The sequence below is a fragment of the Gluconacetobacter entanii genome, assembly GCF_003206495.1.
Taxonomy (GTDB): domain Bacteria; phylum Pseudomonadota; class Alphaproteobacteria; order Acetobacterales; family Acetobacteraceae; genus Novacetimonas; species Novacetimonas entanii.
In genome coordinates this window covers 18,604-45,602 of the sequence record NZ_NKUF01000007.1, presented here as the reverse complement: position 1 = coordinate 45,602, position 26,999 = coordinate 18,604, and the positions used below count along the sequence as shown (strand labels likewise).

25 protein-coding genes, 1 tRNA gene, 1 pseudogene and 1 riboswitch are annotated in these 26,999 nt (G+C 64.9%); of the genes and pseudogenes, 5 read left to right on the top strand and 22 right to left on the bottom strand.

What is annotated here, in order from left to right:
* The first annotated feature begins 183 nt into the window (after positions 1-183).
* Positions 184-1,446: an ABC transporter substrate-binding protein gene (locus tag CFR72_RS05015; protein WP_110912932.1), complete on the top strand. Its 1,263-nt coding sequence runs from the start codon at positions 184-186 to the stop codon at positions 1,444-1,446.
* Positions 1,447-1,579: 133 nt separating this feature from the next.
* Here the strand turns inward: CFR72_RS05015 and CFR72_RS05010 are convergent, their stop codons facing one another.
* From CFR72_RS05010 to CFR72_RS04980, 7 genes are all read right to left on the bottom strand, one after another.
* Positions 1,580-2,299: a CbtA family protein gene (locus CFR72_RS05010; RefSeq protein WP_110912931.1), complete on the bottom strand. Its 720-nt coding sequence runs from the start codon at positions 2,297-2,299 to the stop codon at positions 1,580-1,582.
* A 44-nt stretch (positions 2,300-2,343) separates the two neighbouring features.
* Positions 2,344-2,497, bottom strand: a riboswitch (adenosylcobalamin (AdoCbl) riboswitch).
* Between the two features lie 158 nt (positions 2,498-2,655).
* Positions 2,656-3,249: a peroxiredoxin gene (locus tag CFR72_RS05005; protein ID WP_110912930.1), complete on the bottom strand. Its 594-nt coding sequence runs from the start codon at positions 3,247-3,249 to the stop codon at positions 2,656-2,658.
* A gap of 56 nt (positions 3,250-3,305) precedes the next feature.
* Entirely contained in the window at positions 3,306-4,412 is a 1,107-nt protein-coding gene (locus CFR72_RS05000) for a lytic transglycosylase domain-containing protein (protein ID WP_110912929.1), read from the bottom strand.
* Between the two features lie 145 nt (positions 4,413-4,557).
* Positions 4,558-5,604: a CorA family divalent cation transporter gene (locus CFR72_RS04995; protein WP_227744270.1), complete on the bottom strand. Its 1,047-nt coding sequence runs from the start codon at positions 5,602-5,604 to the stop codon at positions 4,558-4,560.
* A 175-nt stretch (positions 5,605-5,779) separates the two neighbouring features.
* Entirely contained in the window at positions 5,780-6,193 is a 414-nt protein-coding gene (locus CFR72_RS04990) for a DUF3597 domain-containing protein (protein ID WP_110912927.1), read from the bottom strand.
* Between the two features lie 79 nt (positions 6,194-6,272).
* Positions 6,273-7,565, bottom strand: coding sequence for an adenosylhomocysteinase (gene ahcY, locus CFR72_RS04985; protein ID WP_110912926.1), 1,293 nt, complete (start codon positions 7,563-7,565; stop codon positions 6,273-6,275).
* Positions 7,566-7,703: 138 nt separating this feature from the next.
* Positions 7,704-8,756: a dipeptidase gene (locus tag CFR72_RS04980; protein ID WP_110912925.1), complete on the bottom strand. Its 1,053-nt coding sequence runs from the start codon at positions 8,754-8,756 to the stop codon at positions 7,704-7,706.
* Between the two features lie 190 nt (positions 8,757-8,946).
* Between CFR72_RS04980 and CFR72_RS04975 the strand changes: the two genes are divergently transcribed.
* Complete coding sequence (locus tag CFR72_RS04975; protein ID WP_110912924.1) at positions 8,947-9,777, top strand: aldo/keto reductase; 831 nt, start codon at positions 8,947-8,949, stop codon at positions 9,775-9,777.
* 424 nt (positions 9,778-10,201) lie between these two features.
* Here the strand turns inward: CFR72_RS04975 and CFR72_RS04970 are convergent, their stop codons facing one another.
* The 5 genes from CFR72_RS04970 to CFR72_RS17485 all read right to left on the bottom strand — a co-directional run bounded on the left by CFR72_RS04970 (position 10,202) and on the right by CFR72_RS17485 (position 16,274).
* Positions 10,202-11,011: an NUDIX hydrolase gene (locus CFR72_RS04970; protein WP_110912923.1), complete on the bottom strand. Its 810-nt coding sequence runs from the start codon at positions 11,009-11,011 to the stop codon at positions 10,202-10,204.
* Positions 11,012-11,015: 4 nt separating this feature from the next.
* Positions 11,016-13,391, bottom strand: coding sequence for a TonB-dependent receptor (locus CFR72_RS04965; RefSeq protein ID WP_167400304.1), 2,376 nt, complete (start codon positions 13,389-13,391; stop codon positions 11,016-11,018).
* A gap of 324 nt (positions 13,392-13,715) precedes the next feature.
* A complete protein-coding gene (locus CFR72_RS04960) occupies positions 13,716-14,246 on the bottom strand; it encodes a hypothetical protein (RefSeq protein ID WP_146220651.1) in 531 nt (176 codons plus the stop codon).
* Between the two features lie 297 nt (positions 14,247-14,543).
* Entirely contained in the window at positions 14,544-15,953 is a 1,410-nt protein-coding gene (cysG, locus tag CFR72_RS04950; RefSeq protein WP_110912919.1) for a siroheme synthase CysG, read from the bottom strand.
* A 171-nt stretch (positions 15,954-16,124) separates the two neighbouring features.
* On the bottom strand, positions 16,125-16,274 hold the full coding sequence (locus tag CFR72_RS17485; RefSeq protein ID WP_167400303.1) for a hypothetical protein: 150 nt from the start codon (positions 16,272-16,274) through the stop codon (positions 16,125-16,127).
* A 177-nt stretch (positions 16,275-16,451) separates the two neighbouring features.
* Between CFR72_RS17485 and panC the strand changes: the two genes are divergently transcribed.
* Positions 16,452-17,312: a pantoate--beta-alanine ligase gene (panC, locus tag CFR72_RS04940; protein ID WP_244182179.1), complete on the top strand. Its 861-nt coding sequence runs from the start codon at positions 16,452-16,454 to the stop codon at positions 17,310-17,312.
* A gap of 301 nt (positions 17,313-17,613) precedes the next feature.
* Here panC and CFR72_RS04935 read toward each other — a convergent pair whose 3' ends face one another.
* From CFR72_RS04935 to CFR72_RS04925, 3 genes and pseudogenes are all read right to left on the bottom strand, one after another.
* Positions 17,614-17,808: a Trm112 family protein gene (locus CFR72_RS04935; RefSeq protein WP_110912917.1), complete on the bottom strand. Its 195-nt coding sequence runs from the start codon at positions 17,806-17,808 to the stop codon at positions 17,614-17,616.
* Positions 17,809-17,841: 33 nt separating this feature from the next.
* The gene (locus tag CFR72_RS04930) at positions 17,842-18,609 is read right to left on the bottom strand and encodes an LON peptidase substrate-binding domain-containing protein (protein ID WP_110912916.1); all 768 of its coding nucleotides are present in this window, start codon (positions 18,607-18,609) and stop codon (positions 17,842-17,844) included.
* Positions 18,606-19,608: pseudogene (locus CFR72_RS04925) on the bottom strand (tetratricopeptide repeat protein). The gene CFR72_RS04930 and the pseudogene CFR72_RS04925 overlap by 4 nt, the downstream one beginning before the upstream one ends.
* Positions 19,609-19,817: 209 nt before the next feature.
* Here CFR72_RS04925 and CFR72_RS04920 point away from each other — a divergent pair.
* Positions 19,818-19,892: transfer RNA gene (locus CFR72_RS04920), tRNA-Gly, on the top strand.
* A 241-nt stretch (positions 19,893-20,133) separates the two neighbouring features.
* Here CFR72_RS04920 and CFR72_RS04915 read toward each other — a convergent pair.
* Both CFR72_RS04915 and CFR72_RS04910 read right to left on the bottom strand, forming a co-directional pair.
* Positions 20,134-20,766, bottom strand: coding sequence for a glutathione S-transferase family protein (locus tag CFR72_RS04915; protein ID WP_010516374.1), 633 nt, complete (start codon positions 20,764-20,766; stop codon positions 20,134-20,136).
* Complete coding sequence (locus CFR72_RS04910; protein ID WP_010516376.1) at positions 20,763-21,332, bottom strand: hypothetical protein; 570 nt, start codon at positions 21,330-21,332, stop codon at positions 20,763-20,765. The genes CFR72_RS04915 and CFR72_RS04910 overlap by 4 nt, the downstream gene beginning before the upstream one ends.
* Before the next feature lie 214 nt (positions 21,333-21,546).
* Here CFR72_RS04910 and CFR72_RS04905 point away from each other — a divergent pair, with 214 nt between their 5' ends.
* Complete coding sequence (locus CFR72_RS04905) at positions 21,547-22,473, top strand: LysR family transcriptional regulator (protein WP_110912915.1); 927 nt, start codon at positions 21,547-21,549, stop codon at positions 22,471-22,473.
* Here the strand turns inward: CFR72_RS04905 and CFR72_RS04900 are convergent.
* Genes CFR72_RS04900 through trbL form a run of 5 tightly spaced genes read right to left on the bottom strand, consistent with a single transcriptional unit; the run spans position 22,436 to position 26,997 of the window.
* Entirely contained in the window at positions 22,436-22,696 is a 261-nt protein-coding gene (locus CFR72_RS04900; RefSeq protein ID WP_010516380.1) for a DUF2274 domain-containing protein, read from the bottom strand. The genes CFR72_RS04905 and CFR72_RS04900 overlap by 38 nt on opposite strands.
* Positions 22,693-23,895, bottom strand: coding sequence for a TrbI/VirB10 family protein (locus CFR72_RS04895; RefSeq protein ID WP_010516382.1), 1,203 nt, complete (start codon positions 23,893-23,895; stop codon positions 22,693-22,695). Before CFR72_RS04895 ends, CFR72_RS04900 begins: the two co-directional genes overlap by 4 nt.
* On the bottom strand, positions 23,892-24,893 hold the full coding sequence (trbG, locus tag CFR72_RS04890; protein ID WP_029329730.1) for a P-type conjugative transfer protein TrbG: 1,002 nt from the start codon (positions 24,891-24,893) through the stop codon (positions 23,892-23,894). Before trbG ends, CFR72_RS04895 begins: the two co-directional genes overlap by 4 nt.
* Positions 24,890-25,573, bottom strand: coding sequence for a conjugal transfer protein TrbF (trbF, locus tag CFR72_RS04885; protein WP_010516386.1), 684 nt, complete (start codon positions 25,571-25,573; stop codon positions 24,890-24,892). The genes trbG and trbF overlap by 4 nt, the downstream gene beginning before the upstream one ends.
* Positions 25,573-26,997, bottom strand: a complete 1,425-nt coding sequence (gene trbL / locus CFR72_RS04880) for a P-type conjugative transfer protein TrbL (RefSeq protein ID WP_110912914.1) — start codon at positions 26,995-26,997, stop codon at positions 25,573-25,575. The genes trbF and trbL overlap by 1 nt, the downstream gene beginning before the upstream one ends.
* Positions 26,998-26,999 lie beyond the last annotated feature (2 nt).

The following is a 26,999-nucleotide window of genomic DNA, read 5'->3' as shown; positions in this document are numbered from 1 at the left end:
TTTTTTTGTCGCATCCTCCCCGCACGGCATTATCAGGTATGAAGGACACGGTTTCGCGATTGCGCATCGCGGCCCCTTACCATCCGTCGGCACGCCCCGACCCTGTCCACGGGACCTCTGTAACGGGGGGCCTGCGTGCTCCCCCTCTTGCCCTGAATCCCCAAGCCCAAGGAGTGCCCCCTGATGTCCGGATGGTCCGGTTACGGCCTGTTATCCGCCGCCACGGCTGTTCTGCTTGCCACGACACCACTTGCCTGCCCCACGGCCCATGCGCGCGACGATGTGCTCAACATCCTGACAAGCTGCGACCACGAGGACCCCGAACTGCTGCGCCCGTTCGAGCAGGAAAACGCCGTGCAGGTGCATTTCCGCGACATCGACACGGTGGATTCCGTCATGTCCATCATCCGGCAGGCCCAGCCTGGTGACTGGGACCTTGTCGCAACCGACGAGACGGAACTGATGCCCATGGCGCGCAACGGCATGCTGATGCCGCTGGACCCGGCGGATTTCCCCACCACCGGCATCCCCGCCGCCGTGGCCGACCCGCAGGCGGGATCGTTCGACGGCCACCTGTATGCCGTGCCGGAGAAGTTCGGGTATTTCGCCCTCGCCTTCGACCAGGCGAAGGTGTCGGCGCAGGCGCTGTCGGACATCAACGAGATCTGGAAGCCGCAGTACCAGGGCCATATCGCGATCTATGATTCATGGCTGCCGGTGCTGTCCTACATCGCTCTGGCGCTGGGCAGGGATCCCGCCAGCCTGTCGGACGAAGACCTGCCGGCGCTGCAGGCGAAGCTTGTGGCGCTGAAGGCGAACGCCGCCATCGTGGGCGACATGGCCACGGTGCAGCAGGCGCTGGCCGACGGGCAGGTGGACATCGTGGTCGGCGGCGGCGCATGGACCACGGCGGGCATCGGCCATGACGGCGCGGTGCAGAAGGGGGAACCCGCCCCGGCCGCAACGCGGGGCACCCCCACGCAGGACGACGCGGATGACAGTGATGGCGACGATGACGACGCCCCGCCCCTGCCGCCCGGCGCGCACCCGGCCGCCGCCCCGGCCCCGGTGGCGGTCGCCACGCCGCCTGCGCCCCCGCCGGTCCTGTCCGCGCATCCGACCCTGACCTACCTGATCCCGCAACAGGGCGCGCTGCGCTGGCAGCAGGCGGTGGCGATCCTCTCCTCCTCGCAGCGCAGGGACATGGCGCTGCGCTTTGCGAAATACCTGCGCACGCCGCAGGCGCAGGCGCACCTGGCGACGTCCTCGTGCTACTGGGTGATGCCGGCCGACATGCGCACGCCGCTGGATCCGCCGATCAAGGCCGCCCTGCACTGGGACGAGCAGCCAGCGCAGATCGCGGCCACCCGCATGCTGCCGCAGCTTTCGCCAGACATGAACCAGAAGCTGCAGGCCATGTGGACCAGCGTGATGCAGGCCCCGTAAGACAACCGATTGAAAAGTAAAAGAAGTTTTTGGTGAAGCTTTTTCCAAAAAGCTTCAAAAGATGTCGCCTTTAAAAAAAGGCGACACCCAGAAACTTTTATTCTTCACCTACCTGTTTCGCGAAAAAACAGACTTACGCCCGCCCCCGCAGTTCGGGCATGCGGTTCACCAGCGCACCGAACACAAGGCCAAGCGCCCCCCACAGCACGACCTGCATGCCCAGCGCCCCCTCGCGGAAGCGCCACAGCAAGGCCGCGGGGAAATCGGCCGGGACCTCGCTGATATCGGGCAGCGTCAGTTGCAGCACCGTCACCAGCACGATGAACAGCGCACCGCCACACAGCCACGCCGACCAGACATCCATGCGCGCCAGCAGCGAACGCCCCGCCAGCACCGACAGGATCATCGCGCACAGCGAGAAGACCACCATCTCGAAATAGGCCGCCGTGCGCATGCCGATCGTCTCCGCATGGCCGACGGCGGGCGGGTTGGCGGGATATTTCAGGTCCGGCACCAGCACGACGGCCACGAACCCCGCCCCCGCCAGCAGCAGGGCCAGCATGCGCGGCGACACCCGCCCCACCCGGCCATGGGCCACGGCAAAGGCCAGCGCGAACACCCCGCCATAGGCCGCGCCATACATCACCGCCGCCGTCAGCAGGCCAAGGGTGGACTGCACCCTGCGGCTGACCAGTTCCTCCTCCGGTGGTTCGCCTGCCGCCGCGTCGTGCGCGGCCTCGATGGCGATGGCGCGATCGACCTGCGGCTCACCCACCACGCGGGCAAAACCGAAGGCAAGGAACGCCGCGAGAATCCCCGCCAGCATCCCGCGCAGCAGCACGCGCCCGGCCATCAGGCCCGCACCCGGGAGGGGGAAAGGAAGACAATGGACATATTATGACTCCTGCGGGGAAATCGCGTCCCCGGTGGATGGACAGAAGGACATCATGCAAAGGGTCTGGCTTGGCGCTGGCATCCAGCGCTTACAGTGGCGCGACCGCACCGGATTTCCACCGGCTTCCTTCGCATGCAACGCCCGGCTTCATCGCAGGGCGCACCGGGCAAGTCAATGCGGGGGGGCTGCGATGCCGGGGGGGGGCCTGAAAATCATCCGGAAGTTTTCGGGTGTCGCCTTTTTTTAGATAAGGCGACGTTCCTGAAGCTTTTTGGAAAAAGCTTCACCAAAAACTTCTGTTCGTTTTCAGTCTGTTATTTGCCGGGCACGGGCTGTCCCGCGCGCCACGCCCTGATGGCGTCGAGCGTGCGGCGGACATGTTCGTCCGGCGACATGGCGCTGTAGGTGAAGATGATCTTGCCATCGGGGGCGATGACATAGGACGTGCGGCTGGCGTAATGGACCACCGGCATGCGCGAATCATACAGCCGCGCGATCGTCCCCGTCGGGTCGGACGCAACGGGGAAGCGGCCATGGCATTCGCTGACCGAAAACCTGTCGAGCGTCTTGATGTCGTCCATCGACACCCCGATCACGCTGGCACCCAGTTCGTGGTAGCTGTCCATTGCCTCGGCAAACTCGTGGGCCTCTATGGTGCAGCCACGGGTGAAGGCGGCGGGATAGAAATACACCACCACCGGCCCGTTGCGCAGCGCATCGGCAAGGTGGAAGCTGAACTCCTTGCCTGCCTGCGCGGCGGGGGCGACGAACATCGGCGCGCTGCTGCCCGCGGGCAGGGCGGCGCGCGCGCTGGACCACGCGACAATCCCGGCAAAGGCCATGACCGCCACCAGCGGCATGATGATGCCCATCCACGACCATCGCGGACGCCTGTAGAAATATTTCATTCACTTCATCCCGTCATGCATCGTGCCACCATGGGCATGCGCCCCCACCTGCGTCCTCAGGACCCGGAAATCGGCCCCATGACCTGACAGGCATGGCTGCCCAGCTTCTGGCATGCCTGCAGTGCGCTGGCATGCGACAGGCCCAGCAGGCGCGCGCGATAGATGCGCCCCCGGCCCGCGGTTACCGAATCGACCTGTTCACGCGCACCCCGCAGCGCGGCACTGGCGCGGGCATGCTGCAGGGCCTGCAACGCCTGGGGACGCGATCCGTATGCCCCGACCTGCACCGCCCAGTTGGCGGCGTCCATCACGATGGTGGGATGCGCGCCCACCGCCGTCATCGGCACCTGCCCCGCCTTTTCACGCGCACTCCATGCCGCGCGGACGGCCGCGCTCTCGGCCGAGGGCGCCTCGGCCACCTGCAATGGCTGGTCCGCGCCGATCACCTGTCGCCCGTGGCGATATGACGACCCGCGCGACTGCGCGCGCGCCTGTGACCGCGCCTCGATCATCAGGTCGGCCTGCGAACGGTTGACCGGCGACACCCCGGCGATGCGCGGGCCGATATAGGCCACATACTCGCGCGTTTCACGCGGGAGGGTGTGGCTGCGGTCGATGAAATCATCCAGCCGCCCCGGCCCGCTGTTATAGGCCGCAAGGAACCCCGGCGAGCCATAGATGTCATACATCTGCCGCAGGTAGGCCGTGCCCGCGATGATGTTGTCATGCGGTTCGTACGCATCCGCCCCAAGGTCGTAGCGCCTGCGCATCTCGTCATAGGTGGGGGGCATCAACTGCATCAGCCCCATCGCCCCGGGCTGTGACGTCACGAACTGCCCGTTATGGAAAAGATGCCCGCCGGATTCGCGCTGCATCACCGCGCGGATCCACAGGTCGGGCACGTCGAAACGCTTCGCCGCCTCGGTGATGTATGGCCCCCACGGATCCTCCGGCGGGCCGGGCGGGGTATAGTTCTGGCGCGCGCGGGCGCGATAGCTGTCGGCCTCCTGCATCATCTGCGCCTCCGACATCCGGGCCTCGTGCGGCTGGCCCGCGCAGGCGGCCAGCGCGACCAGCAGCACCAGCGAAAGCCACCGCCCCGCCCGCGAACATGACCGCGAAAAGGACGAAACAGGGTTTTCCGCAAGAAGCGAAGGGGACATGGGCCGCTGTGATCCTGCTGCGATGGTCCGGGCATGCCGGGGGTGGTCCACCATCGCGATGAAATGGCGGGCCCGCCCTTGTTACACCACCCCATGCGACCGATGCAACGCCGTCCGCCCCGCGCTGCATGGCCGGGTCCGCGCGCTAGAGCAGCTTCATCAGCTTGAGCAGCAGCCACGTGATGACCATGAACAGGAAGCAGATGCACCCCGCCTCGATCGTGCCGGCGCGCCCTTCGGCCAGGAACATGCCGCCGGTATTCATGCCGAAAAAGCCGGTGACGAACGTCGCGGGCAGCATCAGCGTCGTCACGATGGACACGGTATACAGCCGCCGGTTCGTCTCCTCCGCCTGGCCGGAGGCGAGTTCGTCCTGCAACGAACGCGCACGGTCCTGCAGCGCGAGAAGGTCATCGAGGGCCGCATGGATCTGGCGCTGCGAACGGTCGCGCAGGTCGTCCTCCGCCCATTCGGGCAGTTCGAGGTCCTCGCTGCGGAACATGCGGTCCACGGGGGAGATGACGCGCCGCAGTTCGGTCGAACGCCGCCGCACCCGCCCGATCAGGCCGCTGATGCGCCCGAAATCCGTATGCTGGTCCAGCGTCAGCAGAAGGTCCTCCGCCCGGTCGAGGTGATCGTCCAGCAGCGCGATGTTACGCCGCACCGTGTCCGCGAATTCCAGAAGCGTGCGGTCCACCACCTCCGCCGGGGAGGTAAACGGCTCGCCACGCTGCATGTAGCGATAGACCAGCCCAAGGGCGGGCACAGGCTGGCGGCGCGTGGTGATCAGCAGGTCCGGCAGCACCGCGAACCGCCACGCCGACAGGTTCTTGTCATCCTCGGACATGCTGTCGTCGAAACCCGGCAGCGCGCCATAGACGATGTCGCCCTCCACCTCCAGCCGGGTGCCACGGTCGATATTGCCCAGCGCCGCGCGCGCCTCCTCCGGCAGGCAGGGAATCGCCTGCATGCGCGCGCGCGTGGCGGTGTGGACGATATCGTAATGCAGCCACACCCACGTATCGGGGACGGGCGGCGGATCCCCCGCCAGCGCGCGCGCCACCCCCGCGGCGTCCAGCTTCTCCGGCTTGTGGCCGGGACGGCAGGCGATGGCCCACACCAGGCCGTCCGCTTCCGGGAACGGGGCGGAGGCAGGCTCCGGCGTCGGGGCGTTCGGGACGGGGGAAAGCATGTCGGACATGGGCACTGCATCCGGAAGGCCACGGGCGGACGTTGCCCCATCTTGCACGATGGCCACACGGGCGCAACAGACGGCGGCGCGCCTTGCGATGGGGTACGCAAAAAGGGCGGAACCCGCCGGCCCAGCGATGGCCGCCCGGTTCCGCCCCGAAAGTCGGGCGTGAAAATTACTTCATCAGGTCGGGGGAGACCTTGCCGCCATTTTCCGCCAGCTTCTTGAGCACCTGGGCCTGCAGCCAGATGTTCATCGCGGCGGAATCGTTGGTGTCGCCCGTGTAATGCAGTTCCGCCGCCAGTTCCTTGCGCGCGGCAAGGGAACTGTCGAGGCCCAGCAGCTTGAGCAGGTCAACGATGGAGGTCTGCCAGTTCAGCTTTTCGGGGTTCTTCGCGGCCATGGCGCTCAGGACCGCGTTGACGTCAACCGGTGCGGCCGGCGCAGCAGGGGCGGCGGCAGGCGTCGTGGCGGCAGCGGCAGGCGTTGCGGCAGCACCGGTGGCCGGCGCGGCACCAGCGGCGGGGGTTGCGGCCTTGGCTTCGGAAGAACCAAAGATCTTGGAGAGAATCGTGCCAAAAATGCTCATGAAATCGTACCCTTAATTCCGGATGTGCCAGGCAGGGATGCCGGGCCTCTCGGTTTCGTTATAGCAGACGCGAACGGGCTTAGTAACGATACAGATCATTCTTGAACGGCCCGGCGACGGGCACGCCGATATAGTCGGCCTGCTTCTTCGACAGCTTCGACAGGTGCGCGCCGACCTTGGCGAGGTGGAGGAAGGCCACCTTCTCGTCGAGGTGCTTGGGCAGGGTGTAGACCTTGTTTTCGTACTTGCCTTCGGGCGCGGTCCACAGGTCGATCTGCGCCAGCGTCTGGTTGGTGAACGACGCGGACATGACGAAGGACGGGTGGCCCGTGGCGTTGCCAAGGTTCACAAGGCGGCCTTCGGACAGGACGATCAGGCGCTTGCCGTCGGGGAAGATGACCTCGTCCACCTGCGGCTTGATGTTTTCCCACTTGAAGTTGCGCAGTGCGCTGATCTGGATTTCGGAATCGAAATGCCCGATGTTGCACACGATGGCGCGGTTCTTCATCTCGCGCATGTGGTCGATGGTGATGACGTCCTCGTTGCCCGTCGCGGTGACGAAGATGTCGCCGCGCGGCGCGCCTTCTTCCATCGTCACGACCTCATAGCCTTCCATCGCGGCCTGCAGCGCGCAGATGGGATCGACCTCGGTCACCAGCACGCGGCAGCCCGCGTTGCGCAGGGAGGCGGCAGACCCCTTGCCCACGTCGCCATAGCCCGCGACGACCGCGACCTTGCCCGCCATCATGACGTCGGTGCCGCGACGGATCGCGTCCACCAGGCTTTCGCGGCAGCCATACAGGTTGTCGAACTTCGACTTCGTCACGCTGTCGTTGACGTTGATGGCCGGGACCTTCAGCAGGCCCTTCTTGGCCATGTCCCACAGGCGATGCACGCCGGTCGTCGTCTCTTCGGAGACACCGCGCACGTCATTGAGCATCTCCGGATACTTTTCGTGCATCAGCGTCGTCAGGTCCCCGCCATCGTCGAGGATCATGTTCGGCGTCCAGCCATCGGGGCCCTTGATGGTCTGTTCGATGCACCACCAGAATTCGTCCTCGCTCAGGCCCTTCCACGCGAACACGGGCACGCCGGTCGCGGCGATGGCGGCGGCGGCCTGGTCCTGGGTGGAGAAGATGTTGCACGAGGACCAGCGCACCGTGGCGCCAAGCGCCGTCAGCGTCTCGATCAGGACGGCGGTCTGGATGGTCATGTGCAGGCAGCCTGCGATGCGCGCGCCCTTCAGCGGCTTGGACTTGCCATATTCCTCGCGCAGGTCCATCAGGCCGGGCATTTCCCCTTCGGCGATGGCAATTTCCTTGCGTCCCCAATCCGCGAGGGAGATGTCCTTAACCTTGTAATCTGTCGTCATGACCTGTCCTGATTTGATGTTTGACGGATGCGGGTATACCCCCTCCCCCCCCGCAAATCCAGAGCGCGGCGGCAGGCCGGGACATGCCCGCAGGCCCCAACGCCCACGGGGGGGATGTGTTTGGGGCGGGGATGCGTTTTACGCGGGCGTGGCCGCCGCCACTTCCTCCGCCTGGCGCAGGATGCGCACGAAATTGCCCCCCCACAGGGCCGCGACCTGCGCACGGTCGTACCCACGGCGCATCAGTTCGGCCGTCAGGTTGGGGGCCTGCGCCGCGTTGGCCCATCCCTCGATCCCGCCGCCGCCGTCAAAGTCGGAGGAGATGCCGACATGCGCGATGCCGATGCGCTTCACCGCGTAATCGATATGGTCCACGAAGTCGGCCACGCCCACGCGGTGGGTCTGGCGCACGTCGCGCGGGCACAGGAACGCATCCATGGCGGTGATGTGGATCACCCCGCCGCACGCCTTGAGCGCATCCAACTGCCCGTCATCGAGGTTGCGCGGATGGTCGCACAGGGCGCGCACGCATGAATGGCTGGCAAAGACCGGCGCGCGCGACAGTTCGACCGCCTGCATCATCGTCTTGCGCGACGTGTGCGACACATCGACCAGCATGCCAAGGCGGTTCATTTCCGCCACCGCCGCGCGCCCCAGCGCCGACAGCCCACCATGCGGTTCCGCCTCGTCCCCCAGGTGGGCCATCGGCCGCGCGGAATCCGCCAGCGCGTTGTGCCCGTTGTGCGTCAGCGTCATGTAGCGCGTGCCAAGCGCGCGGAACCGCGCCAGCAGGCCGATGTCCTGCCCGATGGTGTAGCCATTTTCCACCGCCGGGATGATCGCGATGTCGCCCGCCGCATGCGCGGCCAGCAGGGCGTCGGCGGTGTCACACACCCGCACGCCGGACAGGTCGCCCGTGCCGTTGATGACCTCGAGCATCGCCAGCGCCTTGGCCGAGGCGGCGGCATGTCCCGCGTCACTGACCGCGCCCTGCCCCACATAGGCGACAAGGCACGCCGCCCCCATGCCGCCCGCGCGCATCTTCGGCAGGTCGGAACAGCGCGCGTCAGACCCCGTGGCGAAATCGCCCCGGTCGGGCCAGGGGATATCGACATGGGTGTCGAGCGTCAGGATCGAACGGTGCAGGGCCTGCACCGCGTCGGGAGTGGGGTCGTTGGGTGTCTGGTTCATGGCAGCTATCCTTTTGGCACAATGAAGCATACGCAGGGCTGTCCTGAAAACCGGGCATTAAACTGATCCACCTTCAGGGCGTTAGTCTGGGGACAGGCTACTCCATCCCTCCGGTCGCTCCACGTGGCGGCGCGCCCTCCCTGGCACGTCCCGCAGGCCGGAACACTTTGCGAGGCGAAGGAACCGACACATGCAGAACATTCCCCTGCTTTCCCTGAATGATGGCTACAAGATCCCCGCGATCGGCTATGGCACCTACCCGCTGGACAACCCGCAGGCCGAGGCCGCCGTGCGCGAGGCGCTGACCTGCGGATACCGCCTGTTCGACACCGCCGCCAACTATGGCAACGAATCGGGCGTGGGCACCGGGCTGCTCAGCTTCGACGTGGGGCGCACCGACATCTTCGTCACCACGAAGCTTCGCGGTCGCGACCAGGGGTATGACAGCACGATGCGCGCCTTCGACGCCAGCCTGCAGCGCCTGAAGATGAGCTATATCGACCTCTACCTGATCCACTGGCCCCTGCCGATGAAGGACCTGTATGTCGAAAGCTGGAAGGCGCTGGTGCAGTTGCAGAAGGACGGGCGCGTGCGCTCCATCGGGGTGTCGAACTTCCTGCCCGAACACCTGACGCGCATCATCGACGCCACCGGCGTCACCCCCGCCGTCAACCAGATCGAGATGCACGCCGATTTCGCGCAGAAAGAAGCGCTGGCTGTGCACAAGAAGCTTGGCATTCTGACCGAGGCATGGAGCCCGCTGGGCCGTGGCAGCGTGCTGGAAAACCCGGTCGTCGGCCGCGTGGCGCAGCGCCACAACCGCACCCCGGCGCAGGTGCTGCTGCGCTGGGTGGTGCAGATGGGCGCCGTCCCCCTGCCCAAGAGCGCACACCCCGCCCGCATGAAGGCGAATATCGAGATCTTTGATTTCGAACTGTCCGATGCCGACATGAGCGACCTCGCCACCATCGACGGCAACCACCGCACCGGTCCCGATCCGGCCACCTGTACCGAAGAGTAAAGCATGACGCCGCAGGGGCGCTGCCCCTGCACCCCGCCAAAGGGCATTGCCCTTTGGAAACCATGACTTTTAAACGGATCAGGGTGCAGGGATCGTGATCCCTGCCGGGTCCGGGCAGAGCCCGGGTGTTGCGTGCGGCATTGTCTTCAGGGGCTTTGCCCCCGAACCCCCACCAAAGGGTATTACCCTTTGGAAACCAGGACTTTTAACGGATCAGGGTGCAGGGATCGCGATCCCTGCCGGGTCCGGGCAGAGCCCGGGTAGTGCGTGCACCGACGTCCTAAGGGGCTTCGCCCTCGAACCCCCACCAAAGGGTATTACCCTTTGGAAACCAGGACTTTTAAACGAATCAGGGTGCAGGGATCGCGATCCCTGCCGGGTCCGGGCAGAGCCCGGATTCTTCATGCACGCGACGCCCACACATTCAGGGCAGGCGGCTTTGCACCAGTTCCGCCTTGTCACGGCTGATGGTCCAGACCGTATCGGGGCGCGTGGCGTCCCAGTCGAAGGCCTGCCCGCCCGTGGGCAGGGTGATCGTGCGGACATGCACCAGACGGCCCCCGGCCTCGGGCAGGCGCAGCACATACATCTCCGGGCGTGTATGGCCCGTGACATACAGCATCCCGTCACGCCCCCACCGCCCGCCGGATGCGCTGAAATCCCCAAAGCGGTCCAGCACGTCACGCGGGAACAGCCACGATTCGCGTTCCACGAAATCCGCTGAATATTTCACCAGGACCGTCGATTGCGTGCCCCGCCCGGCCTCGCCCCCCGTTGCGGTGTAATTGGCAAAGCACGCCCACCAGAACCCGTCATGCCAGTCGATCCATGTCAGCGACCCATGGCCGGGACCAAAGCTGTGGCTGCGGACATGGCGCATCGTCGCGGGGTCGAACCATTCGACCGAACTGTCCATCGGCACGTTCGGGAAGTTCGACATGGCGCAGGCCATCCGCCCCGACACCATTTCGCAACTGTTGATATGGATGAACACCTGCGGGTCGCCCGACCATGCGGCCACCCTTTTGCCGCTGGCGCGGTCATACTTGCCGATCGTGCTGTTGGAAATGGCATAGACATGTTGCGCGTCGTTGGTGACACCCTGATGCGCTTCGCCCGCCTCCATATGCGCAAGGACCGTGGCGGCGGTGGCGGCATCGTCGGCCCACGCCACCTCCGCCATCACCAGCAGGGCGAGGAAAATTGTTGACAGGCGCAGGATGAATGCAAACATCGGTTCAGAATCCTGTTGAAACACTGACCAGGACGGAAAATGGCGACCCGGCCCAGTAACTCGGCGTGGAGGCGCTGACGGCATTGCCTCCCATGCCCTTCATCGCCTTTGCGGTGCCGCCGTAACCGGAAATCGCGGACAGGTAATGGTTGTCGCCCACATTGATGATGTTGAGCTGGACCTGTGGGGAGCGGAAGCGCGAGAAGCTGTGGAAGCGGTAGCCCAGCGTCAGGTTGGCGGTGATGTAGGACGGGATGGAGGCATTGTTCATCAGCGTCGAATACTGCCGGTCCACATACAGGATGTTGGCATTGCCGAAATAATGCCCGTTATCATACTGCAACCCGATGGAGCCGGAGAATTTGGGGGCTGCAATCGCGGTCTTTCCCGCCGTGGGCAGGTAATCCGTGCCCGCGTTGAAATTGTTGTCGGTGGTGGCGTGCAGGAACTGCCCCGATAGGTAGGGACTGAAATGGTGCCACGGCTTCATGCCGAATTCGACCTGCACGCCCCGGATCGTCTCCCCCCCGACATTGAGCGTCACGCTGGTCAGGTAATTGTCACCCGGCAGGTATTCGGACGAACTGACCTGGTGGTTCGTCAGGTTCATGTTGAACAGCGCAAGCGAGACATTGAAAAGTCCCGTGTGCCGGTAACCGACTTCCTCGCTGATGTCATATTCCGGCTTCAGGTTGCCGATCGTCGTCGTGGGATCGGGCGATGTCAGCTTGTAGCTGTCGATATAGGCATTGGCCGACGCGGGCATGCGGTATGACGTGGTGCCGTTGACATAGACCTGGTCATGCGGCGTGATGAAATAGGTCAGTGAGACCTGCGGCAGCGGTTCGAAATAGTTCTTGTTGTTGCTGTACTGCGTGCCGGGGATGTCGTTGGTGACCGACCGCCCGACCATCGACGCCTTGAACGCCGCATTGATGACCAGGCGGTTGCTGAACGCCCTGAACGTGTCGGCGACATACAGCGTATTGACCTGCTGTATGTAATTCATGTCCTCCGTCGCCAGCACCCGTCCCGATGGCAGGCGGACCGGGTTGTATCCCCCGACCACGTCACCCGCATCATTGAGCACGCCATAATCATTGAGGACGCTGTAATCCGTATATTGGTACCAGTCGCCAAACGACAGCGTATTATGCCTTGTGCTCCACGAGATTTCGGAACTCAGCCCGCCGGTATCCTCTTTCCAGTTATTGTATGCAACGGCGGTCGCGCTGCCTGACTGCGTATAGGGCAGGCCGAGATTCCCGTACTGCTGGCTTCCCATGTATCCGCCGCTGTCGGGGACCATGGAACTGCCGATCGTGGGGCCGGTGCGATGGATGTAATAGGGACGCACCTGCAGGCGCAGGCTGTCGGTCAGGCGCAGGTCGGACGGCAGCATGACGTGGATTTCGTTTTCGTCCTCCACATGCAGGTCATACCATTTCGTATTCCCGAAATAATACGCCCTGCTGTAGGCAGGGCTGGTGCCGGTCTGGCGCCATGAATTCCACTGCGCCTGCGTCAGTGTGGGATAGCTGGACTGGTTTTCGCGGGTATAGCCGAAAATCAGCGATGTATTGCCGATCGACCAGTCCTTGGTGAACTTCGAATCCACATGGTAGCGATAGACCCCGCCCGGCCCGTACCAGTTATTGCCCCGTGTATAGGAAAACGACGCCATCCCGCGCAGGCCGGTATTGCCGATGTCGCCGGTTTCGAACCGGGCGAATTCCTTGTTCGACCCGTATGACCCGCCCGATGCCGAAAGGTAGCCGTGCATCTGGTGCGATGGGTCGATCATCGTGGCGTTGACCTCGCCCCCCGCGGCCCAGTACACGGGGGAATCTATACCTGATGATCCCTGTATGACCCTTACGGAGCCGATATTTTCCGCATCGACCAGCATCTGCGTATGGGTGACATAGGTCGTGGGATTGGCTGCCGGGATCCCCTCGAACACATACCCGACTTCCGACCCGTCAAGGCCGCGCATGTTCATATGGTCGCTTTCCAGACCCATCGGGTCCGAGGATTCCATGACCACGCCGGGCACCATTGAAATCAGCGCATTGATGTTCGCCGTGGGCGACTGCTTGGCGATGTAATCGCGCGTCAGCGTCGTCTGGGACCGGGCCTGCGTCTCCACCGACATGCGCCCGCCCCCCGGCGCGCTGAGCGTCACGCCATCGGGCGTCGAACGGGTGGCGTTGACGTGGATGTATTCGTTCTTCTGCGCGGGGGTGGATGCGGGCCTTGCCGTGCCACGGACGGGCGTGGCCTTCTTTTTCGCCGCACCTGTCGTCCCGTCCGTCGTGGCGGGGACCAGGGGGGCCGCATGGGCACCGGTGCTTGCGGCGACAGCCAGCAGAAACAGCACATGCACCCTGCTGGCGCGACGGGGAACATGTCGTAAGAACGCGGCTGATATACTGGCAAACATCAATGTCACCTCACAGCAATTTCCTTGCTGCGCGGGAACATAGTTTTTTTCAAACGTGCTGTTTGTGAACGTTTAATGAAGTTAAGATGACAATGTGACGTTTTACCATGCGCGCACTGGTAATCATCATCCACATGACCTGCATGGCGGCGGCGCCCGGTTCATGAAAACCCTTCCGGACGCCGCCCTTACTTCCAAAAAATACTTCGTGGTGCGAAGGTTTTTTCAGAACCCCCACCAAAAACCTTTTACTTCCCGCCTTCAGGCGTGGCCGGATGCGGACATCACCGCCGACGTGACGTAATGCGGCCCGCAATGCAGCACGGGCCGCGCCACCCGCGCCCCCAGCCAGTATCCCGCCCCCGCAAGGCATGCGCCCAGCAGCGTGATCGCGGGCATCAGGCGCGCCACCACCCCGTCATGGCTGGAGACGTCACGCAGGGCGGTGCGGGCTTCGTCATCATGGCCGGCCTGTGCGGCGGCCGTTGCGGCCAGCAGGCGGCGTTCGGCATCGGTGATGTGCATCACCCCGGCCATCGCGATATCAGGCAGCGGCAGGCGATGACGCGCCATCCATGCCAGCGCATTGTGAAAAGCCTGCGCCACATCGGCGAATTCACGGCGGTTGCACGGCAGGAACAGCCCCAGCGCCGAACGCGTATTGACCGACAGGCCCGCCCCCCCGGCACAGGACGGCATCGGGTGCACAGGCCCGACAAGGCGGCGGACGGTCCATACCGCCAGTCGTTCGCCACAGGGAAGGTCGGACAGGACGGTCGCATAACTGGACATGGCATTTCCGGACACGCGATGTCCGGCTCCCTAGGGGTTCATCATGTTCGTGACCTTAGATGATAATGATTATCATTTTCAACATAAAAATCTCATCCCCCCTCACTTCACCGTGAGAGGACGCGCGAACATACCCTGACGAACGACAGGGGCGCGCCATGGTTGCCACGCCCCCGCCCACGAAACAGATCACCCATCGTCAAAAAGTTTCTGGTGAAGCTTTTTGCAAAAAGCTTCAGAAGAACGTCGCCTTTTTGAAAAAATCCGGCACCCGGAAACTTTTATCTCATTCGTTTTTTATGAAACCGCAGCCGGCGACACCACGCGATGTTCGACCACCTGCCCCACGATGATCAGCGCCGGGCTTTCGACCCCGTTGTCACGTGCAAGGTCCGGCAGGCTGGACAGCGTGCCGGTCAGGACGCGCTGGTCCGGGCGGGTGCCGCGTTCGACAATGGCGGCGGGCCAGTCCGCAGGCAGGCCGTGGCGCGCCAGTTCGGCACACAGCACCGGCAGGGCCGCAACCCCCATATAGATGACGATCGTCTGTCCCGGCCGCGCCATGTTGGCCCATGGCAGGTCCAGCACCCCGTCGGCGCGGGCATGGCCGGTGACGAACATGCACGCCTGCGCACAGTCGCGATGCGTCAGCGGAATCCCGGCATAGGCCGCGCACCCGTTGGCCGCCGTGATCCCCGGCACGACCTGGAAGGGGATGTGCGATTGCAACAGCGCCTCGATCTCCTCCCCTCCGCGGCCGAACACGAACGGGTCGCCCCCCTTCAGGCGCAGCACGCGCTGGCCCGCGCGCGCACGGCGGACCAGTTCGGCGTTGATCTCCTCCTGCGGCATGGTGTGGCGGTTGCGCCGCTTGCCCACGAACACCAGTTCCGCATCGCGCCGCACCCGGTCCAGCAGGTCGGGGGAGAGCAGTTGGTCATACAGCACGCAATCCGCATTCTGCATCATGTGCAGCGCACGCAGCGTCAGCAGGTCCGGATCCCCCGGCCCCGCACCGACCAGCCAGACCTCGCCCCCCGGCGCATCGCCCGACAGCAGCGCATCAAGCACATGGCGCGCACGATCCATGTCGCCGCTGCGGGCGGCCTGCGCGCCGGGACCGTCCAGGAACGCCTCCCACACACGGCGGCGGCGCACGATGTCGGGGCAGGCCGCGCCGACACGCTCACGCTCGGCCTGCATGAAATCCGCCAGCGCGCCGGTGCCGTCGGGAATGGCCGCCTCGATCTGCTCACGCAGGCGGCGCGCCAGCACGGGGGCCGCGCCGCCGGTGGAAATGGCGATGCGCACCAGGCCGCGATGCACCTGCGCCGGCGTGATGAAGGTGGATGGCAGCGGGTCGTCCACGGCGCAGACCGGCACGTTGAGGTCGCGCGCGATGGCGGCGATATGGCGGTTGAGCGTGCGGTCATCGGTCGCGACATAGACCAGGCGGCAGCCGGGAATGGCGTCGCGCACGGCCTCGTCCGACGCCTCCGCCGCGATATGGGTCAGCGCGCCCTCCTCGCACCAGCGGCGCATCTCCGCCACCAACCGCGTCGCGATGACCGAAATGCGCGCCCGGTGCGCCAGCAGCAGGCGCACCTTGTTCACCGCGACCTCGCCCCCGCCCACGACCAGCACCGGCGCGTCGTCAAGCCGCAGCGCCAGCGGAAACCATGCGGGATCAGAAGAAGAAAGGGTCATGCACCATTCACCGGCACATACCGGTGGCTCCAACACTAAGGGCGCGCGCATGGGCCGGGCCATGGGCGCGATGGGAAAACGCAGCAGGCGGGGACGTGGCGACTCCGCATCCGGGGCCGGGACCTGGGCCCTGCGGCCCGCGCGCCCGTGCCCGCCATGACGCGCGGGGAATCAGTAGGGGTTGGCTTTCTTCAGCCCCTCGGCATAGCCCCAGCGCTGCCAGTCGGCACGGTTGTCCACCTTGCCCGGCGTGACGTGGGAACATGCGGCAAGCGCAAGCACGAAGGCAAACAGGCCAAGGATGTGGACAATGCGGGTCAAGTAAGCCTCCTGCTGGACACGGCGGCAACATAACAGAAAAGCGAACCGCCGGTCACGACCCATCATGCAGGTGGTGTTTGCATATTGCGCGCGCTGCACGGATAACCCATCCACGGGGGCCGCGCCATATCCGCGTCGCCCGCCCAACCCACTGCCGGACACAGGACACAGGCCGCCATGACCACCGCGCACATGACCACCGCCCACACCGTCCACGACCTGCGCGCGCAGGTCACGCAATGGAAACGCGACGGATTGCGCGTGGGCATGGTGCCGACCATGGGCGCGCTGCATGACGGGCACCTGTCGCTGGTGCGCGCGGCGCGCGCGGCATGCGACCGCGTGGTGGTCAGTGTTTTCGTCAATCCCATCCAGTTCGACGATGCCGCCGACCTTGCCGCCTATCCCCGCACGCTGGACGCGGATGCCGCCCTGCTGCGCACTGCGGGCGTCGATGTGCTGTATGCCCCCAGCGCCTCCGAGATGTATCCCCCCGGCTTCGCCACTACCATCTGTGTGCGCGGCGTGTCCGAAGGGCTGTGCGGTGGCGCGCGCCCCGGCCATTTCGACGGCGTGGCCACCGTGGTGTGCAAGCTTCTGATGCAGGCGCTGGCGGACCGCGCGTTCTTTGGCGAAAAGGATTTCCAGCAGGTGCATGTCGTGCGCCGCATGGTCGCCGACCTGAACCTGCCGGTGGAAATCGTCACCTGCCCCACCCGGCGCGAGGATGACGGCCTGGCGATGTCATCGCGCAACCGCCGCCTGTCGGCCGAAGGGCGCGCCCGTGCGCGCATCCTGCCGCAGGTGCTGACGAAGTGCGCCGAACGCATTGCCGCGGGCGACGATCTGGCCGCCGCCCTGCAACAGGCCCGTGACGCGCTGCTTGCCGCCGGGTTCACGTCGGTGGATTACCTCGAACTGCGCGACGCCCACGACCTTGCCCCCGTCACCGCCACCCCCACCGCGCCCGCGCGCCTGCTGGCGGCGGCATGGCTGGATTCGGTGCGGCTGATTGATGGGGTGGATGTTGGGGTGTAGGTCGGGGCGCGTTCTCAGGGGCTTTGCCCCTGAAACCCCACCAAAGGGCATTGCCCTTTGGAAACCACGACTTTTAAACGAATCAGGGTGCAGGGATCATGATCCCTGCCGGGTCCGGGCAGCGCCCGGGTATCGCACGCAGCGCTGTCTTCAGGGGCTTTGCCCCTGAAACCCCACCAAAGGGCATTGCCCTTTGGAAACCATGACTTTTAAACGAATCAGGGTGCAGGGATCGTGATCCCTGCCGGGTCCGGGCAGCGCCCGGGTGTCTCATGCCCCGACGGCCACCCCCGGCGAAAGGTCAGTCCGTCAGGCGACGCGCTTCGTCGGGGAGCATGATGGGGATGCCGTCGCGAATCGGGAAGGCGAGGCCCGCGCCCTTGCTGATGAGTTCACCGGCATCGCGGTCATAGATCAGCGGTCCCTTGGTCACCGGGCACACCAGCACCGACAGCAGACGGGGATCGAGCGGGGGGAACGTGGGTTTTTCGGTCATCGGGGGGCGGCCTCCTGCGTAAATCATGATGGATCAGGACGGGGATGCACCCTCGTCCGGCTCATGTCCAGCCATGTCCAGCAACGTGCGCAGCGTATGGGCGCGCTCCGCCAGTGTGGCGGATTCCAGCAGCGCCTGTTTTTCCGCCTTTGCGAACGGGCAGATCATCGGCAGCGTCACCAGAAGCGTCGCGTCATCCATTTCATACAGCGCGTCCCACTGCGTGCTCAGCCCCTGCCGCGCGCAGAAACGGCGCAGCGACTCCAGCAGGCGTTCACGGTCATAGGCCACGTCCTCGTCCGGGTCGGTCACGTCGGCGGCAAAGCCCGACACGTCGATGCGCGCCACGCGATACCCCCGCCGCATCCCCGCCTCCCGCAGCAGGCGGAACCGCGCCAGGCCCGTCAGCGTGATGCCGTACGTGCCATCCGCGCGCTCCGTCATCGACGTGATCCGCCCGACGCAGCCAATGGAATACAGCTCCGGCGCGGCTTCGGCGGCATCGGCCACGTCGCTGCCTGGCAGGCTTTCCACCGGGGCCATGCCGGAGAAGTCGCGCGACTGGATCATGCCGATCATCCGCCCCTCGCGCATCGCATCCTCCACCAGCGCGATGTAGCGCGGTTCGAACACGTTGAGCGGCAGCTTGCCATGCGGCAGCAGCATGACCTCGTCCAGCGGGAACAGCCCGATTTCCGCCGGGAAATCCGCCAGCGTCATGTCCTGGATCAGCGGGATGCGGCGCGGAATGTCGTCATCATGTTCGACGACATAGCCCAGACGGTCGTGGCGTGACGTCATGAAAACAGCAGCGAGGACATGCGCCGGCGCGCCGCCACCGTCGCGGGGTCGTCATGGCCCCATGCCTCGAACAGGCGGATAAGCTGCAGGCGCGCGGCGTCATCGTTCCACGCGCGGTCTTCCTTCATGATCGTCAGCAGTTCGTCCGCGGCCTCCGCCTTCTTGCCGGCCGCGTTCAGGGCGGCGGACAGTTCGAATCGCGCGGCGTAATCCTTCGGGTTGGCGGCAAGGCGCGCGCGCAGGCTTTCGGCTTCCTCCGCCGCCTTGCGCCCCTCGCGCTTGAGGTCGAGGGCCGCGCGTGCCCCCTTGATCTCCGCATGCTCGGCAATGGCGGCGGGCACGTCACGCAGGGCGTCGGCGGCCCCTTCCTCGTCCCCCATGACGATCAGCGCACGCACAAGCCCGCCCCACGCGGTGGGATTTTCCGGCTCGATCTCCAGCACCTGCGAATAGGCGCTGGCGGCGGCCTCGGCCCGGCCTTCGTCAAGTTCCTTGCGCGCAAGCGCGATCAGGTCGGCCGCCGGCAGCGCGCCGCCCGCCGCCTTGAGCACGCCTTCGACAAAGCGCCGGACCTCGCTTTCGGGCTGCGCGCCCTGGAACAGGTCGAGGATCTGCCCCTGCCAGAACGCCGCGACCAGCGGGATCGACTGCAGCGGCAGGCCGATCTTGCCCAACTGCTGCGCCAGCGCCTGGTTGGCGTCCACGTCGATCTTCACCAGGCGCACGCGGCCACCGGCGGACGTCACGACCTTTTCAAGGACGGGGGTTAGCTTCTTCAAGGACGGGGGTTAGCTTCTTGCACGGCCCGCACCATGCGGCCCAGAAATCGACCAGCACCGGCACGCTGCGGCTGGCATCGACCACGTCGCGCATGAAGGTGTTCTGGTTGCCATCCGAAATCACGGCCGCCCCGGCGGACGGCGCCGCACCACCCGGCGCGGCGGCGGGGGCGCCGGGACGCGCGTTGGGGGACGGGGACTGACCAATGATATAGTCCATGGAAACTTGATCCTGCCTTGGCTTGTGTCTTCGCCACCGCGCACCGTGGAAGGCACGGATGGCCGATATCCTCTGGAGTGATAGATTGTCATTCCCACCCGATCGCGCAACCTCCGCAGGGGCAGATGAAAAAAAACATCCCCCACCCGCATTTTCCCCCTTGCGCCCCAGACGCTTATTCCGTAAACACCGCTTCACCGACACGGAACGCGGGCGTAGCTCAGGGGTAGAGCACAACCTTGCCAAGGTTGGGGTCGTGGGTTCGAATCCCATCGCCCGCTCCAGATTTTCCAAGGAAAATCAGGCGGTTAAAGACGTTCCTTCGGGACCGTTTTTTGTTTACAGTGTGCCGTAGCACAGGAATGTAAGCATTTTGTAAGCAGCCCGGAGCAAATCGGGGGTGGCTACGGCGTAGCGTGCCGAATCCCGTGGCACACATCGTCAGGATGTTCGGGCGGGTGATGTTCATAAGTAGAACAGCGCTCTTGAACGAGATGCCGGCTAACAAGAGTATGGCAAAGGCCGTCATGCCTGTGCTCCTGGCCGTTTCGCGATGCTCGTGACCCATGCATGCAGGGCGGAGGCCTCGTCTGGCAATGCCAGCTTCAGTCGGCTACGGGCGAAATCCAGCGTGACGAACGCGGTGATGTCAGCGATCGAGAAGGCATTGCCCGCGACATATGGTACATCGCGCAGCCGGGTGTCCAGATCGGCCATGAAATCGGCCAGCCTCTGACGGCCGCGCGCGGTAAGCTCGGGGATTTGCGCATAGCCGTGTGGTCCGACCAGTGCGCGGCCCGACAGTCCCGGCAGGCTGTTCCGTACGGCTTCCATCGCGGCAAGATAGCCGTCGATCTCCATGCGCCGGTCCCACATGCCGATGATGGCGCGTTGTTCTCGCGTCGCGCCCATCAGAGGGGGATCGGGATGCAACTCCTCCAGATAACGGCAGATGACGGGCACCTCGCTGATCGCGGTGCCGTCGTCCAGTTCCAGGACGGGAACGGTGCAGGAGGGGTTAAGGAGGCGGAACGTGGGCGCGAACTGCTCGTGCTTCGCCAGATCAACTGTAACGATAGGAATCGTCAGCCCTTTCTCGGCGATGAAGAAGCGCACACGCCGTGGATTGGGGGCGGTGGGGTAGTCGTAAAGCTTCATGGCAATGCTGCGCGCGGGTGATGAGAGGGCGGAGACTCCGACTGTTCCCGGATGGTCGCGAGCATGCGGCGGCGGATCAGGCCGCTGACCGGGCGGATCAGATACCAATAGGGCGTGAAGCGACGCCTGGCCCGGTCCATGGCGCAAAACACGCGGGTTTCCGTCACCAGCAACTGGGTACCGTGTGGTCCCGGCTGGATGGAGAAGCCCAGAGCGAGCTTGCAGACGTCATCATGGCAAGGGGTGAGAAAAGCGTCCGTTGTGGGAATGTCGCACAATCCGTAATCCGCCCGCCAGAACGCGCCGACGAGGCCGTAGACCAGGGCGGCATCGCCTCGCCGTTCCAGCAGCGTGAAGTCGGTGAGGTCCAGATTCCGTTGCCGCGCATGGCCTAACAGCCGGGCGGGCATTTCGCGCAGGCGGATGGCGGCACGAACCAGCGGATCGTCCTGATTCCGCCATGCAGCCACCGCGTTCATGATGCGACTGGCCGGGGCGGAGATATCGACACTGTGTCGCTCGCTGAAATCGAAGCGCGGGATGAATTCGTCCAATAGGTTCATCATGCTTCCATTTCTCTTCGGCGAGGTGGTACATTAGCGCACTATGCCACAAGAGCATTTTGCACCGCAGCGCGGATATTGCGATGGCTTCATGGCGAAGGCAGAGAGTAACGTCATAATATATCGTGAACGAATTATTGTTGCAGACTTGAAAGCACAATGACTGGATTTTGGCAGGTCATGCCGAAGGTCTTCAAAAAATCGGGATAGACAGAAAATGTCGGTTCGGCGACCACCTCTCGATCTGCGGGAATTGCTGTTCGTGCGTGTCATCGCGAGGGAGGGAAGTATCCATGGAGCCGCACGGGCGCTGGGAGGCAAACAATCTGCCGTAAGCCGGTCCTTGCGGTTACTGGAAGAGCGACTTGGCGTCTCCCTTTTTCGACGCACGTCGAGCGGTGCCCGGCTCACCCCGGCGGGAGTTGCCTTTCTGCGAGAGGCTGAGAAGTTGCTCGATGGAACAGTCGGACTGTACGAGCGCACGCGGCGTTGGAGCCGGGGCGAGACCGGCGTCATCTCCGTGGGCGTCCAGGGCAGCATCCCACCCGGCCGGATCTCGGCGATACTGGAGTCGTACAGCCTTGCGCAACCCGGTATCTCCTTCACTTATCGGGATAATGCGAAAAAAGAACTGTTCCAGGCCCTGGAACAGGAGGAGATCGACCTCGCGATAATGACGCTGCCCCTGCCCGACAGCATGGTGGCCACCGTCCCGCTCTGGAGCGATCGTGTCGTTGCGATCATGTCGGCCGAACATCCGATCGCACAGGTCGGAACCGCGTCATGGGCTGAGTTGCATGATGGAATCTTTCTGATCGGCAAGGATGATACCGGCGAGGAACTGCTCGCGCTCTTGATGCGCAAGATGCGGCAGGCGGGATTCGTGCCGGTGACACGTCAGGAGGCGGTCAGAAGCCTGCGGGTCGTCGCATTGGCAGCGAATGGCAGCGGCATCGCTCTGTTGCCGGATGCCTGGCTTGGTTTTCTGCCCGCTGCCATCCGGGAGCGGATCGCGGTAGTGGAAGTCATCGACGGGGACGGATTTTCCCACTTCGCCTATGGCGCGGCTTGGCATCGTGAGCGCTGCCCACCGGCCGCGAGGACAGTCATCCGTTTTCTGGAGCAGCAGGCGACTGCGTTTTAACGGGTGCCCGCCGTGGCTCCTGCCGGAGCTTTCGGAACGCGCGGTCGGAGGTGATAAAGCCACGGATCATGTGCGGTACGAGACGGGCCGGATCGACGGACTGGCCGTTCTGGCTGACCAGGGCAGCATAAGCGACGAGATCGCGATGCAGGTCCGCAGGCAGGTCCACGGTGACACGGACCGGCTTCTCGTCGGGAATTTCGGTGATGCGCAGCTTCGTCATGGAGCCGGTTCCTTTGGGTGCCAGGGTTTCAGGACAAGGTCGCGATTCAGGATAAGCGTGAACGGCAGGCCCGGGCGGTCTGTCAGCGTCGGCTGAATATTCAGGCTGCGATCAATCAGCCGGTTGCCGACCATAGAAAACCCGTTGCTCGCGCCGGAGCGGATGGCCTGCATCAGGTTGTTCTCGTTCCATGACGTCCCGGCCTCGGAGCCCACGCTGAGGAGGGTCGTGACGAGGGCCGCCTTGAACAGTTGCCCCCAATGATTGTTCACCTCATCGGACAGGCCAGACTGGCCGATGGCGTCGCCACCGGGCAGCTTTTCCAGGACGAGGCTTTCGCCATTCGGATAGATCAGCCGCGTCCAGATGATCTGGGTGCGCTGCTGCCCGAAGGAAATGCCGCTGTTATAGGCTCCGAACAGGGTGCTACCCTGCGGGACGAGCAAGAACCGGCCTGTCGGACTGTCATAGACGTTCTGGGTCACATGCCCCACGATCTGGCCGGGCAGATCGGAACTGATCTTCGTGTTCAGCGCGCCGGCAATGACGGTCCCGGCCTGGAGCATATAGGGCGAGGCGGGAGATACGATCCGGTCCGGGCTGACCGTCGCGCGATCCGGCTGACCTGCCAGAAAGGCGCGATTGCCGGTCTGCTGGTCGGGGCCGGTCGGTGATGCCTGTGCTCCGGGAGCGGTGGCCATGACCGGAATCGTCTGCGCAGCCTGGCCCTCCCGCGCCTCGATCTGCGCGAAGAGCCTGCTGGTGCGTGCCGCCTCGATCTCCTGATCGCCACGCCGGTCTCCCATGCCGGAAACCGGTCCCGCGCGACCGTTCCGCTGTGCATCGAGGATCGGCTTGCCGAGATCGCCGGGCAAAGGCGGCCCGAGTTTCGGGGTGGCGGTATAGTCATTGGGGAGTGCGGCCAGCCCGTCGGCCGAGGGGCGGGTGTCGGTGTCCTGTGCCCCCTGGAGCGGCCCCTTCTGCGCACCATTTTGCAGCGCGTAGCCCAGCGCAAGACCGATCGCGAGCATCCCCGCACCACCCAGCGTCCAGATGACGGGGCGCGAGAGCCGGACCACCGGCGGACGCTGCGCGCGCAGCCGCAGATCGGGAGAGGGCGGCGGGGATGATGGTCCTGTTCCGCTTCCGCTTGTGGTGGCTCCCGTATTCCCTTCCGGGCGCTCTTCCGCGCCGCTCATGACTTCCTGCCATCCGTGCGCACGATCCGTACCCGCTGCTCGGAATGCCTGTCGCCCAGCCGCAATTCGGCGGCGGCAAACAGGCGATCGACGATCATCCAGTTCTGCCGGACGCGGTAGTTCACCAATTCCGGCCCGCCATCGGCCCCCAACACGAACAGCGGCGGCAGTTCGCCCTGCCCGATACCGGACGGAAACGCGATATAGACCTTGTGGCCATCGTCAAACGCCCGGCTGGGCAGCCAGGGCGGCGTGCCACCTTTCACCGGCTGAATAGCGTAACGGAAATTCAGCGCATTCAGATCCAGCCCCGCATCCACCGGGGCTGCATCATCGGCGTCGCTGTCCTGCCGATGCAGGGCAATCAGGTCGTCCTCGGGATAATCCCAGGACACCGACGCCATATAGGTCGTGGGTGTCGCCCGCAGTTCGGCAAGGTAGCTCCTCCGGTCGGTATTGACGATCAGATTGGTGATGAGATCCGGTCGCGTCGGCTTGACCAGGATATGCACGCGCCTGGTCGTGCCCGCGCCACTGGTGGTATCGCCGACGATCCAGCGCACGGTATCACCCACCGCGACCGGGCCGGTACCCACCAGTTTTTCACCCGGCTGGAGCATAACGTCGGTGATCTCGCCGGGCGAAGCATAGACCTGATAGAGCGCTCCAGCGCTGTAGGGGTAAACCTGCACCGCGTTCACGTAACCGGCCCGCGTCGGCTGGATGCGAGCGGCAAGATTGGCCTGGGTCACGCGCACGGTAGGGTCAGCCGCCTCGGGCACGACATGGGTACGCCGTAAGGGCGGAAGCGGCTTGAGCTGGCCCGGCAGCGGGAGTGGCTGTGGCACCTCCGCCACCCGCACAGGCTTCGGCGGATCAGGCAGGAGCGTGGCCTGGGCCGCGTCGTCATATCGTATGACGGGTGGATGGTACTGTTGCGCGCAACCCGCCAGGGGCAGGGTTAGCAACGGCAAAGCACGAAGAGCGCGACGGATCATTGCCCGAGTTCCTTCGACCAGTTGATGGCAGAGACGTAGATTCCAAGCGGGTTTTTCCGAAGATGATCAGCGTCGCGCGGCGTGCGCAGAACAACCGACACGATGGCGGTCCAGCGTTCGGTGCCGGTGAACGCGCCGTCACGGTAATGGCGCTCGGTCCAGGCGACGCGGAAGCTGGCGGGCGAGGCCCGGATTACCGAAGCGATGTCCAGCTCGACCTGCTCGTGCCCGATCCGCGAAAACGGATCATTCAGGCGGGCATAATCGTTCAGCGCCACGGCACCAGAAACGCTGGTGAAATTATAGGCGCGCAGCCAGTTATGCCGGACCACGACGGCATCGGATGACAGGGAGCGCACGTCGTGGACGAACTGTGCCAGATACCAGGCAATCTGCGGATCAGCGGGCATGTAGCCGGACGTCGCCGGCGCCACGACCTGCGCCTGACCGAGCGTGTCGACCTGCACGACCCACGGCGTGATGGTGCCGCGCGCGGACTGCCAGACCAGCCCGGCCCCGAGACCTGCGGACAGGAACAGGGAACCGAACGCCATCAACCGCCAGTTGCGGGCCTGCACACGGGCCGAGCCGATGCGCTCATCCCAGATCTGTGCGGCTTTCTGGTAGGGCGTGACGGGCTCGGGCGTGGTCCCGTAGCGTGTTGTGGAGCGACGGAACATCATTCTTTCTCCGAGAGATCGATGGACGTGGACCCGCCCCCGCCATCGGCGGAGCGGATGATATGGGCGGCCTCGGCAGCATGGGTGGCGGCGTTGCGGCGCTTCATCTTTCGCGCCCAGCGGGGCGGCTTGCCGTCGGAGCCGTCGCCGCCATCGGGGCCGCCGCCAGGGTTACCGCTACCGGCAGGCCCGGTACCGGGATCACCTCCGCCGCCGGACGGGCCTGAAGATCCACCGTCACCCGATGGCCTATCGCCTTCTCCGCCGGCGCCCATCGCACCGGCGGCCCAGCGTCCGCCAGCAGAGTAGCTTTCCTTCAACGAGGATGTTGCCGCGCCGACCTTGTTCTTCACGGCGTTCATCGCAGCACCACCAGCGGCGCGACCGACATTGCCAGCCGCCGACGCCATGCCCGCCGCGCCGGTCTGTCCGGCTGCTCCCATGGAGTAGGCTGTCGTGGCGGCACCTGCGACGGCAGCCCCGCCGCGCGCTGCCGCGGCCGTCGCACCAAGCGCGGCAGCGCCCCCAGACGCCAGGGCAGCGGGCGCGGCAACAGCCGCAGCACCCATCGCGCCCACCGCCATTGCGGTTCCGGCCGCTGCCCCGGCACCAAGCTGCGGGGCACCGGAGATCAGCCCATTGGCGAGAGAGCCGCCGAAAATGGCGAGACCCACGATGCAGAGCGACGCCAGAACAACGGACAGCGCCTGGCCGATGGTGGGCGCACTATCACCGTAGGACGTCGTGAACTGCCTGAACAGCACGGAGGCGATGGCGGAAATGACCGCCAGCACCATGATCTTCACACCGGACGATACGACATTGCCCAGCGCCTTCTCGGCCAGGAAAGCGGTGCGATTGAACAGGGCGAACGGGATCAGCACGAAACCGGCTAGGCTGGTCAGCTTGAACTCGACGATCGCCACGAAGAGTTGCACCGCGAGAATGAAGAAGGCCGCCAGCACGATGAACCAGCACAGGACCAGGACGAGGATCTGCACGATGCTGGCCAGCGCACCGAACGAAAACGCCAGTTTACTCGCCGCATCCAGAAGCGGTTGCGCGGCATCGAGCCCGGTCGCCGCCAGTCGGCCGGGGTGCATGAAGTCCGCAATTGCCAGCGTGCCGCCGCCGGCCTTGAGACCGAGGGCCGCGAAACTGTTGAAAACGATCCCCGACAGGCCGCTGAAATGGTCGATGATGAAGGCAAAGAAGCCGATATACAGCGTCTTCTTCACGAGACGCTGGACGATGTCCTCGTCGGACGCCCACGCCCAGAACAGCCCCGCCAGCACGATGTCCAGCACCGAGAGCGAACCCGCGAGCGACACCACGCTTCCCCGGACCAGACCGAAACCGCTGTCGATCGTGGTCTCGAAGGTATTCAGGAAGCCGTCGATGATGCCGACATTGTCGCTCGCCATTG